The 15,523-nt window shown below is 59.9% G+C and carries 17 protein-coding genes and 1 tRNA gene; 8 read left to right on the forward strand and 10 right to left on the reverse strand.

Going from position 1 to position 15,523, the window contains the following annotated elements; all coding sequences use genetic code 11:
* Window positions 1–21: 21 nt before the first annotated feature.
* Window positions 22–762, reverse strand: a complete 741-nt coding sequence (locus MWU53_RS06325) for a GNAT family N-acyltransferase (protein ID WP_247091509.1) — start codon at window positions 760–762, stop codon at window positions 22–24.
* 174 nt (window positions 763–936) lie between these two features.
* On the reverse strand, window positions 937–1,407 hold the full coding sequence (gene bamE / locus MWU53_RS06330; RefSeq protein WP_247091511.1) for an outer membrane protein assembly factor BamE: 471 nt from the start codon (window positions 1,405–1,407) through the stop codon (window positions 937–939).
* A gap of 144 nt (window positions 1,408–1,551) precedes the next feature.
* Between bamE and MWU53_RS06335 the strand changes: the two genes are divergently transcribed.
* From MWU53_RS06335 to MWU53_RS06370, 8 genes are all read left to right on the forward strand, one after another.
* A complete protein-coding gene (locus MWU53_RS06335) occupies window positions 1,552–2,148 on the forward strand; it encodes a DUF177 domain-containing protein (RefSeq protein WP_247091514.1) in 597 nt (198 codons plus the stop codon).
* A gap of 244 nt (window positions 2,149–2,392) precedes the next feature.
* A complete protein-coding gene (gene rpmF, locus MWU53_RS06340; protein WP_108856658.1) occupies window positions 2,393–2,602 on the forward strand; it encodes a 50S ribosomal protein L32 in 210 nt (69 codons plus the stop codon).
* Between the two features lie 62 nt (window positions 2,603–2,664).
* Window positions 2,665–3,747 carry a phosphate acyltransferase PlsX gene (plsX, locus tag MWU53_RS06345; protein WP_247091516.1) on the forward strand — a complete coding sequence of 361 codons (1,083 nt, stop codon included), beginning with the start codon at window positions 2,665–2,667 and terminating at the stop codon, window positions 3,745–3,747.
* On the forward strand, window positions 3,744–4,718 hold the full coding sequence (locus MWU53_RS06350; protein ID WP_247091518.1) for a beta-ketoacyl-ACP synthase III: 975 nt from the start codon (window positions 3,744–3,746) through the stop codon (window positions 4,716–4,718). Before plsX ends, MWU53_RS06350 begins: the two co-directional genes overlap by 4 nt.
* A 174-nt stretch (window positions 4,719–4,892) precedes the next feature.
* Window positions 4,893–5,195 carry an integration host factor subunit alpha gene (ihfA, locus tag MWU53_RS06355; protein ID WP_133486348.1) on the forward strand — a complete coding sequence of 101 codons (303 nt, stop codon included), beginning with the start codon at window positions 4,893–4,895 and terminating at the stop codon, window positions 5,193–5,195.
* 52 nt (window positions 5,196–5,247) lie between these two features.
* Entirely contained in the window at window positions 5,248–6,249 is a 1,002-nt protein-coding gene (locus tag MWU53_RS06360; protein WP_247091521.1) for a MerR family transcriptional regulator, read from the forward strand.
* Between the two features lie 100 nt (window positions 6,250–6,349).
* Window positions 6,350–6,426 (forward strand) — tRNA-Pro (locus tag MWU53_RS06365).
* A gap of 97 nt (window positions 6,427–6,523) precedes the next feature.
* The gene (locus MWU53_RS06370; protein ID WP_247091524.1) at window positions 6,524–7,597 is read left to right on the forward strand and encodes a 2'-deoxycytidine 5'-triphosphate deaminase; all 1,074 of its coding nucleotides are present in this window, start codon (window positions 6,524–6,526) and stop codon (window positions 7,595–7,597) included.
* A 9-nt stretch (window positions 7,598–7,606) separates the two neighbouring features.
* Here the strand turns inward: MWU53_RS06370 and MWU53_RS06375 are convergent, their stop codons facing one another.
* From MWU53_RS06375 to MWU53_RS06410, 8 genes are all read right to left on the reverse strand, one after another.
* Window positions 7,607–8,251 carry a sulfotransferase family 2 domain-containing protein gene (locus MWU53_RS06375; protein WP_247091526.1) on the reverse strand — a complete coding sequence of 215 codons (645 nt, stop codon included), beginning with the start codon at window positions 8,249–8,251 and terminating at the stop codon, window positions 7,607–7,609.
* A 170-nt stretch (window positions 8,252–8,421) separates the two neighbouring features.
* Window positions 8,422–8,634: a hypothetical protein gene (locus MWU53_RS06380; RefSeq protein ID WP_247091529.1), complete on the reverse strand. Its 213-nt coding sequence runs from the start codon at window positions 8,632–8,634 to the stop codon at window positions 8,422–8,424.
* A gap of 4 nt (window positions 8,635–8,638) precedes the next feature.
* Window positions 8,639–9,319: an SMC-Scp complex subunit ScpB gene (gene scpB / locus MWU53_RS06385; RefSeq protein WP_247091531.1), complete on the reverse strand. Its 681-nt coding sequence runs from the start codon at window positions 9,317–9,319 to the stop codon at window positions 8,639–8,641.
* Window positions 9,309–10,103 carry a ScpA family protein gene (locus MWU53_RS06390; RefSeq protein WP_247091533.1) on the reverse strand — a complete coding sequence of 265 codons (795 nt, stop codon included), beginning with the start codon at window positions 10,101–10,103 and terminating at the stop codon, window positions 9,309–9,311. The genes scpB and MWU53_RS06390 overlap by 11 nt, the downstream gene beginning before the upstream one ends.
* Entirely contained in the window at window positions 10,090–11,121 is a 1,032-nt protein-coding gene (locus MWU53_RS06395; RefSeq protein WP_247091535.1) for a glycoside hydrolase family 3 N-terminal domain-containing protein, read from the reverse strand. The genes MWU53_RS06390 and MWU53_RS06395 overlap by 14 nt, the downstream gene beginning before the upstream one ends.
* A gap of 3 nt (window positions 11,122–11,124) precedes the next feature.
* On the reverse strand, window positions 11,125–12,228 hold the full coding sequence (locus MWU53_RS06400) for an SPOR domain-containing protein (protein ID WP_247091538.1): 1,104 nt from the start codon (window positions 12,226–12,228) through the stop codon (window positions 11,125–11,127).
* 187 nt (window positions 12,229–12,415) lie between these two features.
* Window positions 12,416–14,137: an arginine--tRNA ligase gene (gene argS, locus MWU53_RS06405; RefSeq protein ID WP_247091540.1), complete on the reverse strand. Its 1,722-nt coding sequence runs from the start codon at window positions 14,135–14,137 to the stop codon at window positions 12,416–12,418.
* Between the two features lie 145 nt (window positions 14,138–14,282).
* On the reverse strand, window positions 14,283–15,425 hold the full coding sequence (locus tag MWU53_RS06410; protein WP_247091543.1) for a deoxyguanosinetriphosphate triphosphohydrolase: 1,143 nt from the start codon (window positions 15,423–15,425) through the stop codon (window positions 14,283–14,285).
* Between the last annotated feature and the right edge of the window lie 98 nt (window positions 15,426–15,523).

Consider the following 15,523-nt stretch of genomic DNA (forward strand, 5'->3'; position numbering starts at 1 on the left):
TACGGTCTTGGGCGTGCCGGGTCAAGCGGGCGCAGCCACCGCGCGCAAAAGACGTGCTCGGGCGGGCGGGACCGAGGCGATCTCGACCCCAGTAAAGACGTGCAGCGTGTTCAGGTCGTGATCGACCACCGCATGGTCAGACACCCAGCCGCCCATCATAAGATAGGTGCGCAGAAGCGGCGGCAGGCCCAGCATGGCACGTTTGGCGTCAGGGGCGCGGCGCAACCGTTGCGCAAAACGAAACACCTTGGGCGCCTTGACGCGCGGAAGCCAACGCTTGGGGGCGATGTGGCGATCCCGAAGCAGCGCGAACGTGTCCAGATAGCGCGCCTCGTCCGTGCCGTGAAACGACGAACAGCCGAACAACAGGCCGATATTTTCCTGATCCACATAACGTGTCATCGCCCCCCAGGCGACGCGCAGGATATCTGCTCCGTCCGTGGCCTCGGGATCGATACAGAAGCGGCCCATCTCGATCATCGGGTTGGTATAGTTGCTCAGCGCTGACAGCTCGTAAAACTGCGCGGAATAGCTGTCGCCAATTGAGCTTCCGTTCTGAAAGGGCATCAAGCGAAAGCAGGCGACGAGGCTCCTGGTGGCGACTTCCTCGACCAGCATGTGATGGCAAATATCATCAAAGGGATCGGCGTCCAGCCCCTCGCCGCCGCGAAAGCACCGATGGCGCAACGCTTGGGCGGCCACAATATCAGCCTGAGTATCGCCAAACCGCGCGTGATAGCGGGGTGTCGTCCTAATCGGCATCTGGTGCCTCCGCTTGGTTCGTGCGAATGCCTTTGCATTCATATGCGCATGCGCCCTTGTTCCATCAAGTTATGACAGGCAAATGACGTCACGAAAGCGAAAGCTGCGTGCCCTGCCCTAGAAACGAAAAAGGCGCCGGAGGACCGACGCCAATTTACCAGATATCAGGCCGGGTTAGCCGCCAAACTGTTCCGCCACATTGATTCGGCCGAACGATCCAAAGAGCTGACGCAGGAAGCTAACGCCTTTGATGTTGCTTGCGGTCACGCGGCGCTCAAGCACGACGACGCGTCCGTCTTCCAAGCCGAACCGCTCGATATTCTCGACGCGTCCTTTGCCGTCGAAGCTGATCGCCAGAACTTCGCGGTCGATCTCTTTCGGAGCGTTATAAAGATAGTGCTCAAACCGCGAGCGCACAAAGTAATAGCCGCTATCGGACAAAAGGCCCTGCGTTCCTGGCTTACCAATCGCCTCGGTCACAGTTTCACGGGTATCTTTGCCAACCACCAAAAGATCCACATCTTCTTTCACCGGCATATAGCCGTGATTGCGATAAGTCGCAGAACAGGCCGTCAAGGCGATGGCAAGCGTGATTGCGGCGACAGCTTGGCCCACGCGTTTCACCCTATCGGAAAGATAAGACATATGCTCCCCTTGCGTTCTTCCCATGCTTCTGGGTATCGGCTTATCTCAGGAACGGCTTTGGTTCAAGAAACGAAACCGATCTTGTATCCCGGTGGTGGGGAATCCCACCATATGCCGATCGCACCAACGTTAGGAGACATCGCCATGAGCACCGATATGCCCAAGACTGGCCAAGACGCGCCCGTGTATCAGCACGTCCTGCGCGTGGCTGATCTGTCGACCAGCGCCGAGACCTCGTTCGAGCTGATACCGACGGCGGCAGAGTGCAAAGCCATCGCTGCGGATCTGGGGCTGCCAGCCCTGCGAAAGGTACGGTTCAAGGGCACACTAATTGCGCGCGGCAAGAGAGACTGGCAGCTGAAGGCCCAACTGGGTGCAACCGTGGTGCAGGACTGTGTTGTGACGCTGAATCCCGTCACTACGCGGATTGAAGAACCCGTCAGCCGCCGTTGGGTGCGCGATCTGCCCGAGCTTGAGGCCGGGGACGAGGTCGAAATGCCGGATGATGAAACGCTAGAGCAACTCGGGTCCGAGATTGATCTGGGCGAAGTGATGACCGAATCCCTCGCGCTGGCATTGCCGCTGTTTCCGCGTGCCGACGGGGCCGAACTGGATCAAACCAACTTTGCCGCCCCCGGTGTTGCCCCGATGCGCGACGAAGATGCGCGGCCTTTTGCGGGCCTGTCTGCCCTGCGCGACCAACTGGCGGGGAAAACCGAGTCAGAAGACGACGCCGAATAAGCCATTTGGGGCCGATCACACTGAAACGCGCCTGAAAAACTGAATAATTCGGCGAAATCAACCCAATCGGCACTTGCATGAAAGAAGAATCCCAGTATTTTCCCGGCTTCTTCCACAAGATGGGTTGGACAGCGCCCCGCAAACAGCGTATGAGGCGCCAGACTCAGACACGAGGATAAGCAGGCTTCCCTGAAGCCTAATGAATTCAACGGGCCATGTGCCCCCAAAATCGAAGGTTGAGACCATGGCCGTCCAACAGAACAAAGTATCCAAGTCGCGCCGCAACAACCGCCGCGCACATGACGCTCTGGTTGCTGCGAACCCGAACGAATGTTCGAACTGCGGCGAGCTGAAGCGCCCTCACCACGTATGCCCGTCCTGCGGTCACTATGACGATCGCGAAGTTGTTGCCATGGCCGACGAAATCGACCTGGACGACGAGGACGCAGCGTAAGGCACTTGCCCCGCGCGGGTGGGCATGTCAGAAAATCCCCGAGCATGGGATAAAGAATGACAATGAACACCCCCAAACGCACAATCGTATCGGTCGACGCCATGGGCGGAGATCTTGGACCGGCAGCCGTTGTTGCCGGTCTTGCGCTGTCTGCAGACAAGAACCCGAATATCGGGTTCATTCTGCATGGCAACAAACCCGAACTGGAAAAACTGGTCGCGCGGACCAAAGGTCTGGCCGAGGTCTGTGACATTCGTCACGCTGACGAGGTCGTGACGATGGATGCCAAGCCCAGCTTTGTCATGCGCAACGGCCAGAACACCTCGATGTGGTCGACCATTGACGCGGTGCGCAACGGCGAGGCCGATGTGGCCGTCAGCTGTGGCAACACCGGCGCCCTGATGCTTCTGTCGATGGTGCGCCTACGCAAACTGCCTGGCGTGAACCGTCCGGCCATTGCCTGCCTCTGGCCCTCGCGCAACCCTGAAGGCTTCAACGTGATGCTGGATGTGGGCGCGGACATTCGCGCCGATGACACCGACCTTCTGCAATACGCAATGATGGGCGCATCCTACGCCCGTAACGGATTGGGATTGGAACGCCCCCGGGTCGGCCTTCTGAATGTCGGCACCGAGGAACACAAAGGCCGCCCCGAGCTTAAAAGCGCCAATGAACTGATCGCAGAGGCCGCAGAACGCGCCAATATCGACTATGTCGGTTTCATAGAAGGCGGCGATATCCCTTCGGACCGCGTGGACGTGATTGTCACTGACGGCTTCACCGGCAACGTCGCCCTGAAAACCGCCGAGGGCACGGCCAGCCTTGTATCCGGCCTGTTGCGCGATGCGTTCAATGCGACCTTGCTGTCCAAGCTGTCGGCGCTTTTGTCGCTGACCGCTCTGCGGCGTCTCAGCAAACGTGTGGATCCGCGTCGCAATAATGGCGGCGTGTTCCTTGGCCTGAACGGCACTGTGGTAAAAAGCCATGGATCGGCAGATGCGACAGGCATGTCGGCCGCCATCAAACTGGCCTTCCGCCTGGCGGAAAGCGGCTTCAATCAGAAGCTTGCTGCGCGGGTTGCATCCGCCGGCACGCCAAGCCAAGATCAAAAAAATCAAAAAACGGAAGGTGAGCAGCCAGAATGACACTTCGCGCCGTGGTCAAGGGCGTCGGGCACTATCTGCCCGAACGCGTGGTTCCGAACTCGTATTTCGAAGACATTGTAGACACATCGGACGAATGGATTCGCACCCGGTCAGGGATCGAGCGCCGTCATTTCGCTGCAGAAGACGAAACCACCTCGAAAATGGGGGCAAACGCGGCGCGTGCAGCCCTTGCTGATGCGGGACTGGAGCCTGATGACATCGACGCCATCGTTCTGGCCACCTCGACCCCGGACCTGACATTCCCATCTGTCGCGACGATGGTGCAGAACGAATTGGGCATGACGCGCGGCTTTGGCTTTGACGTTCAGGCTGTCTGCGCGGGCTTTGTTTTCGCCCTGACCAACGCAAACGCACTGATCTTATCGGGTCAGGCCAAACGCGTGTTGGTTATCGGGGCCGAGACGTTCTCGCGCATTCTGGACATGAAAGACCGCGCCACCTGCGTGCTGTTCGGCGACGGCGCCGGTGCGCTGGTGCTGGAAGCCGAAGAAGGTGCCGGAGAAAACACCGATCGCGGCATTCTGTCAGCGGACCTGAACTCGGACGGACGCCTGCGCGAGATGCTGTATGTGGATGGCGGTGTGTCGACCACGCAGACCTCTGGCCACCTGCGCATGCAGGGCAACCCGCTGTTTCGTCAGGCGGTCGGCAAACTGGCGCAAACCGCCGAAACCGCCCTGTCCAAAGTGGGCCTGACCGACGATGACGTGAACTGGATTGTGCCCCATCAGGCCAACATCCGCATCATTCAGGGCACCGCCAAGAAGCTAGGCGTCTCGATGGATCGCGTTGTGGTTACCGTTCAAGATCATGGCAACACATCGGCCGCGTCGATCCCGCTGGCCATGTCTGTGGCGCGTAGCGAGGGCAAAATCAAAGACGGAGATCTTCTGGTTGCAGAAGCCATCGGAGGCGGACTTGCCTGGGGTGCTGTGGTTCTGCGCTGGTAAAAACGCGCCCCAGTATGTCATTTTTCCCTAAATTGCGCAGGCAAGCTTCTGCTTTCGCAAGCCATTGATATTGACTCGGAATTTCAAAAATTCCATGCTCCACTTCAATAACTGATCATGCCCGGTGCCCATGCACCCATAAAAAGGGCAGAAAAAGCCATTCAGGGGGACAATATGAGTGAAAAGACTTTGACCCGCATGGACTTAAGCGAGTCCGTGTTTCGTGAGGTCGGCCTGTCGCGCAACGAAAGCGCGCAACTGGTCGAAAACGTCTTGAACCACATCTCAGACGCGCTGGTGTCTGGTCAAAGCGTCAAAATCTCGTCATTCGGCACGTTTTCCGTCCGCGATAAAGCGGCGCGCGTTGGCCGTAATCCCAAGACCGGGGAAGAAGTGCCGATCCTGCCGCGGCGCGTCTTGACCTTCCGCCCCTCGCATCTGATGAAAGATCGCGTTGCGGATGGCAACAAGCGCTGATCGGGGCCTCTGACGGCACCCAAGCGGCACAGAGTAGAAGGCAGGCACACCCATGGACAAGAAGTCTCCGGACGCGTTTCGCACAATCAGCGAAGTGGCCGATTGGTTGGGTGTGCCCACGCATGTTCTGCGCTTCTGGGAAAGCCGTTTTACCCATGTGAAGCCCGTCAAACGCGCCGGAGGGCGGCGGTACTATCGCCCTGCGGATATGGAGCTTCTGGGGGGCATTCGGAAGTTGCTGCACGAAGACGGCATGACCATTCGCGGCGTCCAGAAACTTCTGCGCGAAAAAGGTGTGAAGCACGTGGCGGCCATGTCGCCACCGTTGGACAGCAACGAGATGCGGGCCACGGACGGATCGAATGTCGTTCCGCTGACGCCGCCGTCCAAGGGCGCAGAGGACACCGCTCAGGTCGAACCACAGATCGATCATCAGGAGCCCGCCGACGACGCCCCGATGGCTGCGTCGGATGACGCAGCACCAGTTGACGAAACGCCGCCGACTTTGACCGACGCTTCGGATGACGCGCCTGAGATCGAAGCAGTGCCTGAAGAAACAGCCGAAGACGGCCCATCGGAACCGGATCTGTTCGCCGCCGAATTCCTGCAGGTCGCTGAAAAGATTGAAGAAACGTCACCCGATCCGGAACCTTCTGCGCCCGAACACCATGTCGAGCCGACCGAGCTGGACGCCGACATTGCCGCGTCGCATCCTGACGAGGACACCCTGACCTCTGTCGAGGACGAGGTGACGTTCACTGACGACGACACGGCCGTGGCAGAGGTCGCACAACCTGTAGAACAAGACCCGGTGGCAGAACCTGATCCCGCCCCCGAAGCCCCTGCCCCCATCGACATCTCGCATGTTGCAGCAGACGTTTCGGATGAGGCCTTCACCACCGCGCCAGACGCTCTGACCAGCGCACGCCTTCGTGCACTACGCGCCGCAGGCACGTCGTTGCCGGAAGACACCCTGCGAAGCCTGACCGCGCGCCTGTCCGATCTGGCAGCCCGTATGGCCCCTGCCCCGTCTGACAATGGGCGGGCAGAATGACCCCGCAAAAGGCTTGGGCAACTTCATTGGAAAGAATGCGCATTTTCCGCGCTTTTCCCGCTTGCCCTGCCCGTGAAAATCACTATGTAAGGGCCTCAGTCGGGCTATGGCGCAGCCTGGTAGCGCGTCCGTCTGGGGGACGGAAGGTCGCAGGTTCGAGTCCTGCTAGCCCGACCAATTCAAAAAACGCCCGCCCGGGTTTCGGGCGGGTGTTTTTGTATCTAACAGGCGACACGGGTGGCATCCCGACGGCCTGCGACGAAGGAGGAACGCCATGAAATCCGGTGTGCTGGCCGATCATCAGATCCGGCAGATGATCACGGAAGGCGGTATTTCCGCGTCCTCGCCCATTCTGAACGAACAGATCCAACCGGCCTCGCTAGATTTGCGTCTGGGCGAAAAAGCCTATCGCGTGCGTGCGTCCTTCCTGCCCGGCAAAGACGCCACCGTGGCCGACCGCCTGTCCGAACTGACCATGCACGAACTGTCTCTGACCGGCGGCGCAGTGCTGGAAAAGGGCTGCGTCTATGTGATTCCCCTGATGGAGCAGTTAAACCTGCCTGAAGGCATGACCGCCGCCGCCAGCGCCAAAAGCTCGATTGGCCGGGTTGACCTGATGACCCGCGTGATCACCGATCAAGGGATCGAGTTTGATCGCGTGCCTGAAGGATACAACGGCCCGCTTTATGCCGAGCTCTGCCCGCAAAGCTTTTCTGTCGTCGTCCAGCCCGGTCAACTTCTGAACCAGATCATCTTCCGCCAGGGAAAAACGATTCTGTCTGACGACGAACTGCGCGAAGTACATACCCGCAGTCCGATCGTATCAGGAGATCCTGTCATCTCGGAGGGGTTGGGCTTCTCGGTCGATCTGAAGCCTGCTGACGGCGATCTGGTCGGCTATCGCGCCAAGCGCCACACTGGCGTCGTGGACCTGTCGAAACTGGCCCATTACGACCCGGCCGAGTACTGGGAAGAGGTCCGCACCACCGAAGGCCGCATCATCCTGGACCCCGGCGCGTTTTATATCCTCGTCAGCCGCGAGGCGATCGCCATCCCACCCGATTGCGCCGCCGAAATGGCCCCCTATCTGGCGATGGTCGGCGAGTTCCGGGTGCATTACGCAGGCTTCTTCGACCCCGGCTTCGGCTATGATGCCGCAGGCGGATCAGGCTCGCGCGGGGTGTTGGAAGTGCGCTGCCACGAAGCCCCGTTCGTGCTGGAACACGGGCAGGTCGTGGGCCGCTTGGTCTATGAAAAGATGAGCGAAATCCCCGAGGCCCTCTATGGCGTCGACATCAAGTCGAACTATCAGGGCCAAGGGTTGAAGCTGTCCAAACACTTCCGGTGAGCCTGCCCATCAAGGCATTGGGTATCCAAGAAGATCGAAATCCTGTTGATAGAGATTGCAGATCGTCTGCAATTCGCCCTTTGACAGTTCCGAGCGCCGGATTGTGGTCCAATCATCCGGCACAACTCCCTCGATGGACTTGTTAGAATGCGGCAAGGTAATCGGCTCGATCCGTAGCGCAGCCGCAACCTGCTGGATATCCTGATTAATCGCTTCAAGGCGTATCATGTTGACCAGCAACGCACCTCTATCATCAACGAGAAAATCACGCTGAGGCATCCACTGGACATGCTGAACCTGTCGCGTGGCATCGAGATAGCGCTGAAAATCTCGATCTTGCCCAAGTTCAAGAAGTTCAAGCAAATCAGGTCGTCGGTTCAAATAGTTAAATTGCGAGATCATGCGATCCACCGGATCTCGCACAATCGCGAACCGATAGCAGCGACGGAAAGTCCAGCGCCCAACTTCTTTCCGCACCAATTGGGCCGTCAAATGCTGTAGCCCCCCGGTCTGGTGCTTGTTGACACCAGGTTGAACATATCCAGCCCAAAGGTCGCTTTCGGATCGGGGTTTGGGCCAGAAATAATCCTCGACCGAGGTCCCCCCCGCCTTGGGAATGTGAATAAAGATTAATTTCCGTTTGCGGCAAATCAATTTACTGCCCTCGTGTCTTCAAGGCGGCAAGCATTGGATGATTACCGGCCTGCAAAGTTGTCTGAGATCCATACGAAAATCGCAATCCGTAGATCATCAGACGACGCTACTTCAATTTGCGAAATGCTCGGAAAAGAATTCAGCAAAGCCGGTCAACGCACCCAACGGATCTATCGGAAAAGTCGGCGCGTGATACGTCCTGCTTGTCGGGCGCGATTGGTCACGTCCTTGGCCCGTTTAGCCTGATCGCGCTCCTCGGTGGTCATCTCGGCGTTTGGTTTTCCACGGCGTGCAGCCATATCGATCCCGGTATTCACCCCTTTGTTGATCAGGCGACGCGTTACCCTGCGGATGACCATATTAATCAGCTGATTGGCATTCATAGCGTTAATCCTCGAATAGTTCGGACTGGCCTTCGGGGCTTTCGTCCTCATCATCGCTGTTGGGGCCGGGCATCGCGCCGGGGGGTGGACGGCTTTCCAGAAGGCCGGCCGAGCGCAGTTCCTTCAGACCCGGTAGGTCGCGTGCGCTTTCCAGACCGAAGTGATCCAGGAAGCCCGGCGTGACCACGAAGGTGACCGGACGGCCGGGCGTCATGCGGCGGCGACCGAAGCGGATCCACTCCATCTCGATCAGTTGGTCGATGGTGCCGCGACTGACGGACACTCCGCGGATTTCTTCGATCTCGGCACGCGTAACCGGTTGATGGTAGGCGATAATTGCCAAGGTTTCGATCGCGGCGCGGGAAAGCTTGCGCTGCTCGACCGTTTCCTTCTGCATCAGATAGCCAAGGTCGGGTGCGGTGCGGATCGCCCAGGCATCCCCCACTTTCACGACAGTCACGCCACGGCCTTCATAGCGTTTGCGCAGATGCACCAATGCCTCGGCCGCGTCACAGCCATGGGGCATTCTGTCTTCCAGTTCTTTCACACTGACAGCTTCGGTGGACGCAAAGAGGATGGCCTCGACCATACGTTCCTGTTCACCCATCGGTGGGGCCTCGAACAGGCTTTCCTCGCGCGCGTTCAGCCCCTCACTGGGCGTGTCCCTGATCACATCATCCGTCATTCGATTTCCTGCGGATTTGAATGGGCGAGAACGTGTCGCCCTGTCTAAGTTCAAGCTCGCCGCGTTTCGCCATTTCCAACGTGGCAGCGAAGTTTGCGGCCATGGCCGAGCGGCGCTTGGCGGGGTCGACCTCCCACCCTTCGGGTAGGTACGAGGTCAGCTCGGTCCAGTCGCCCGCATAGTTGATCAACCCGCGCATCCGGTCCAGTGCCTGCTCCATTGTCATCACCGCGTCGCGGTCCATGACGAAGGGGCGGAACTCATCCTTGGTGCGGATACGGGCATAGCCTTGCATCAGGTCCAAAAGCGTCGCGGTATAGGTTACGCGGCGCACGCGGGTCACGTCTTCGGGAACGCCACGCGCAAAGAAATCACGCCCCAATTGGTCTCGCGCCATTAGCTTGGCGGCAGCGTCACGCATCCCTTGAAGGCGTTCCAGCTGGAAGGCAAGGTGGGCGGCGAGTTCTTCGCCGGACGGGCCTTCTTCGGTGGGATCAGGCGGTAGCAACAGGCGCGATTTCAGGAAGGCCAGCCACGCCGCCATCACCAGATAATCGGCGGCCAATTCGATCCGCAAATGCCGCGCGCGTTCTACGAAGGCCAGATATTGCACGGACAATTCCAGAACCGAGATCTTACGCAGATCCACCTTTTGCGTGCGCGACAGCGTCAGAAGCAGGTCGAGCGGGCCCTCAAACCCCTCAACGTCAACAATCAGCGCCTCGGCGGCCAACCGCTCGGACACTGACATTGCATCTTCTTGAAACTCTTCAGTCTCGCTCATTACCTGCCTGTGGTGCTGTTTCACCAGTCATCAGGCTTTGAAATTCAGCGTCCAAGGCTTCAATGTCAATGGGAACGGGCGGTTTACGCCATGAAAGCGCGGTCTGGGCACGTGAAAGCGCCTCTCCGGCCAGATCTCCGCATGCGTCGGCCACCTCTTCCATCTGCTCAAGCACGCCGTTGCAGTGCAAGACGATGTCACAGCCCGCTCGCAACGCGGCGCGGGATCGCACCGACAGAGCGCCTGACAATGCCTTCATCGAGATGTCGTCGGTCATCAGAAGCCCGCCAAACCCGATTTTGTTGCGGATCAGCGCAATCATATCCGGGCTTTGGGTGGCGGGGTGGTCAGGGTCGATATCTTCAAAGATGATATGGGCGGACATGCCCAAGGGCAGCCCGGCCAGCGGCTCGAACGCCATGAAATCGGTCCAGCCAAGCTCTTTCGCCTTGGTTTTGACCCGTGGCAGCTCCAAATGGGTGTCGAGCGTGGATCGCCCGTGGCCCGGGATGTGCTTGACCACCGGCAACACGCCGCCATCCAACAAGGCCTGCGCCACGCTGGCGGCACGTTCTGCCACTTTGACCACATCCTCGCCGTAGCAGCGGTTGTGCAGGATCGGGTGGGTCTCGGCCGAGGCGATGTCGGCCAGAGGTGCACAATTGCCGTCAATGCCCACCGACAGCAGCTCATCCGCGATCAAACGATAGCGGATATAGAGGCTGCGGACCGAGGCTTTTGGATTCAGCTTGACCTGATCCAAGGCGGGTAGCCATTCACGCCAGTAAGGCGCGCCCATGCGGGCAACGCGGCCGCCTTCCTGATCGATGAAAATGGGCGCGTCCCGCCCAACAGCGCCGCGCAACTCGCTGGTCAGCGCGCGCAGTTGCGCGGGCGTATCCACGTTGCGCGCAAACAGGATAAAGCCCCACGGCTGTGCCCGTTCAAAGAAATCCCGTTCGGCCTGCGACAGCGTGGTGCCTTCGCAGCCCAGGATATATGCACCAACGCGGGACATGGTTTACCGGGTCACAACCGGGATGCAGGCGGCTTTGTCAGCCATCAGCACCGAGCAGAACCGACGCGAGTCCGCCAGATCCGCAAAGCCCATCGCACGCAGGCGATAGAAGGTCTTGCCGCCGGTCTGGGCTTTCTCGATCACGCGGGTTTTGTCGCCCATATAGTCCTCGAACCGGGCCGACAGAACATCCCACTGTTCACGGGCTACCTCGGCACTATCAAAGGCACCCAACTGTACCAGACGCGTTCCGGGGGCAAGGGTCGTGGGCTCGACCTCTTTCACAGCTGCAGGGGCCGACGGCGTTGGGGCCGAAACCTTGGTGTTCAGATCGGCAGGCCGCACGACGGGGCGCAAGGATTTGCTGACACCGGGGACAGAGGCCGGGATGATCTTGACGCTTGGGGTCGCCAGTTCTTCCACCGCAGCCACCAAGGGCATCGGAACTGCCGTCGGAGCAAGCGAGGCAATGACCTCGGTCGGTTCGATGTCTGGCTCAACGCCCAGCAAGGGGCTGTCGGCAGCAATCTGTTCGGCGATGGCCAGTGCGGCGGCGACCGGATCGACGTTCGCAGCAGTATCCGTCACGTAGGCCTGAATGGCGGCGGCGGGAAGTGTCAGGTCCGTGTCAGCGCGGGCAACCTCGGCCACAGATGCGTCTTCATCGGTCAGCGACGCGGGCTGGGGGGCCAGAACAAGACGATCGGCCGGGGCCGAAGCCTCGCCTTCCGCCTGTACCGCGTTTACGGCCAGACCCTGATGGTCAGCCGATTGGCCGCCGGGGTTTTCAGGTTGCACCCGCATCGGACCTTCAAGCGCACGCACGACCGGAATACCCGTCACATCGCGCACGGCCAGTTTATAGCCCCACACGCCAAGACCGACGATCAGCGCCAGCGAGACGGCGGCACCCGCATAGTTCAGAAGCCCGCCAGCCCCGCCACCACGTGGTGCGGTCGGCTCGGCAGGTTGGGCATAGTATCCCTGATCCGCATAAGGCGCGTCTTGATAGCCAGCATAATCAGCCTGCATCGGTGCCGGCTGCATCTCTGGGCCTCCATGTGCCGGATGCACATAGGCCGACCCGGCTGCCGATGCAGATCGCATCACAGGTTCAGGACGATACCCATAGTCGGGATGATTTTGATACGCCGGATTCGGGGCGCTATGCCCCCAATTTGCTTCTGCCATCTTGCCTCACACCCGGTATCACCAGGGGCTTGGCCTTTATGGCTCTTTCCACACCCTGCACCGGTCAAACTGCTCTACTCGCACTCGACCGGGGCGCATTTTGTCAGCGCATTTCCTCGGCCGGAGTTACGCCCAAAATACCCAATCCCGAAGAAATGACAACGGCGACTGCACGCGGTAGGGCAATTTTTGCCGCCGATGAGTCATTATTACCATCTTGCAGGAAGCGCAGTTCCGGCTTGTCATTGCCACGGTTCCACAGCGCGTGGAATTCCGAGGCCAATTCATACAGATAGAACGCGATCCGGTGCGGCTCATGGGTGCGAGCGGCGATCTCGACCAGACGCGGCCATTCGGCCAGTTTCTTGGCCACGGCCAGCTCGGCCTCGTCCTCAAGGTTTGGCGTATCAGACAGGGTCACGCCCTGCTCTTCCGCCTTACGCAGAACCGAACGCACACGCGCATGGGCGTATTGCACATAGAAGACCGGGTTGTCCTTGGACTGCTCCAGAACCTTGTCGAAATCGAAGTCCAGCGGCGCGTCGTTCTTGCGCGTCAGCATCACGAAACGGGTCACATCCGAGCCCACCTGCTCGACCACGTCACGCAGGGTGACAAAATTGCCCGCGCGTTTCGACATCTTGAAGGGCTCGCCGTTTTTCCACAGCTTCACCAGCTGGGTCAGCTTGATGTCCAGCGGCACCTTGCCGTCAGACAGCGCCGAGACCGCCGCTTTCATCCGCTTCACATAGCCACCATGGTCGGCGCCGAAGACGTCGATCAGCGCGTCATAGCCACGTTCAACCTTGTCGAAATGATAGGCGATGTCCGGCGCGAAATAGGTCCAGCTGCCATCCGATTTCTTCACCGGGCGGTCGACATCGTCGCCATGCTCGGTCGACTTGAACAGGGTCTGCTCGCGCGGCTCCCAATCCTCGGGCTTCTTGCCCTTGGGCGGCTCCAGCACGCCTTCATAGATCAGGCCCTTATTCTGCAGCGTCTCCAGCGCGCCTTCGATCCGGCCTGTGCCGTACAAAGATTTCTCCGAGAAGAAGACGTCCATCTTCACGCCCAGCTGCGCCAGATCTTCGCGGATCAGGTCCAGCATGGCTTCAGTGGCAAATTCCCGGATTTCAACCAGCCAGTCAGCTTCGGGCTTGCCCACATAGGCATCGCCCACCTTGGCCTTCAGGGCCTCGCCCACCGGCACCAGATAGTCGCCGGGATATGTGCCATCCTCGAACGCAACCTCTTGGCCATGCGCTTCCAGATACCGCAGGTACACAGAACGGGCCAGCACATCGACCTGCGCGCCACCATCGTTGATGTAGTATTCGCGCGTCACGTCGTAGCCGGCGAAGTCCAACAGGCTTGCCAGCGCGTCGCCAAACACCGCACCGCGTGTGTGACCCACATGAAGCGGCCCCGTCGGGTTGGCCGAGACATACTCCACGTTCACCTTCTGCTCAGCACCCATGGCCGAGCGGCCGTAATTCGCATCTGCCAAAACGCCTGTGACCAGACCGGCCCAGACCGAGGTCGGCAGACGCAGGTTCAAGAACCCCGGACCAGCCACTTCGGCCACGTCGATGCGTGCATCTTCGGCCAGCTTGGCAGCCAGTACATCTGCGATGTCACGCGGCTTCATCTTGGCGGGCTTTGCCAGAACCATCGCCGCATTGGTCGCCATATCCCCATGCGCCGCATCGCGCGGGGGTTCGACCGCCACATTGTCAAAGCTCAGCCCCTCGGGCAAAGCGCCTTCGCTGACCATCTGGGTCAGGGCATCAATCACAAGCGCGCGAATATCGGCAAACAGGTTCATCGGTTTGGTCCTTTTCTCTCAGCCGCACTCCTATCAGCCCCGCCCCAAAGGTCAAGCGAAGCAGAACCAGAACCCGGCTCCTGCGCATTTTCTTGTCGTAAATATCCTGGGGTGAATTGGCCAACGGCCAAGAGGGGCAAAGCCCTTACCCGCCCAGCCCCAAACGCGCATGTTCCTGCAACGCGAAGCGATCGGTCATCCCGGCGATGTAATCCGACACCAACCGCGCCAATGCGGTCTCGCCTTCGGCTGCCTCAATCTCGCGGCACCATTCCTCAGGTAACTCCATCGGATGCGCCATGAAATGCCCGAACAGGTCCCCCACCACGACGGTGACGCGGGTGCGCATCTCGACAACGGACGGCGCGCGGTACATGCGGGTGAACAAAAACTTGCGGATCACTTTCAGGTCGCTCCACAACGCGGACGAAAAGCGAATGACCGCGTGATCCAGCGCGCGAATGTCCTCGACCGATTGCGGCTCGGCCGCTTGCAACAACGCCTGCGAGGTGTCCAACACATCCTCGACCATCACACCAAACACGCGGCGCAGCGCCTCGTGCCGGCGACGGCCCGCCTCCAATCCGGGATAGAGACCATCCACCTCGGCAATCGCGGCGCCCACAATGGGCAGCTCTGCGATCTCTTCCATCGTGAAGAGCCCCGCGCGCAACCCGTCATGCAGGTCGTGATTGTTATAGGCGATGTCATCAGCCAACGCGGCCACCTGTGCTTCTGCCCCCGCATGGGTGGACAGTTCCAAATCATGGATCGCGTTATACTCGGCCAGCGCATAGGGCAGTTCCCCTGTCACCGGGCCGTTATGCTTTGCAATCCCCTCGAGCGTTTCCCATGTCAGGTTCAGCCCGTCCCACTTGGCATAGTGCCGCTCAAGCGAGGTCACGATTTTCAGCGCCTGCGCGTTGTGGTCGAACCCGCCAAAGGGGGTCATCAACTCGTCCAACTTGTCCTCGCCCGTGTGGCCAAAGGGCGTGTGGCCAAGGTCATGGGCAAGCGCAACGGCCTCGGTCAGATGGCTATTCAGCCCCAGCGCCCCCGCGATGGTCCGCGCCACCTGCGCGACTTCGATGGAATGGGTCAGGCGGGTGCGGAAATAGTCGCCTTCGTGCTCCACAAACACCTGCGTCTTGTGTTTCAGCCTGCGAAAGCCCGAGGAATGGATAATCCGGTCGCGATCCCGTTGATAGGGCTCGCGAAATTCGCTTTCCCCTTCCGCGTGAAGTCGCCCCCGGCTGGCGCCGGGATGGGTTGCAAAGCTGGCAAGCATGGCTGCCCCTTTCCGCCTGTCATTTCCGGCCCCTCGCGGATGTCCCGTCCACGTGCGCCTGTCCGGGGCGTCTTGTCGCGCCCGTCAGGCCAACCTAT

The organism is Aliiroseovarius sp. S1123 (assembly GCF_023015885.1).
Lineage (GTDB): Bacteria > Pseudomonadota > Alphaproteobacteria > Rhodobacterales > Rhodobacteraceae > Aliiroseovarius.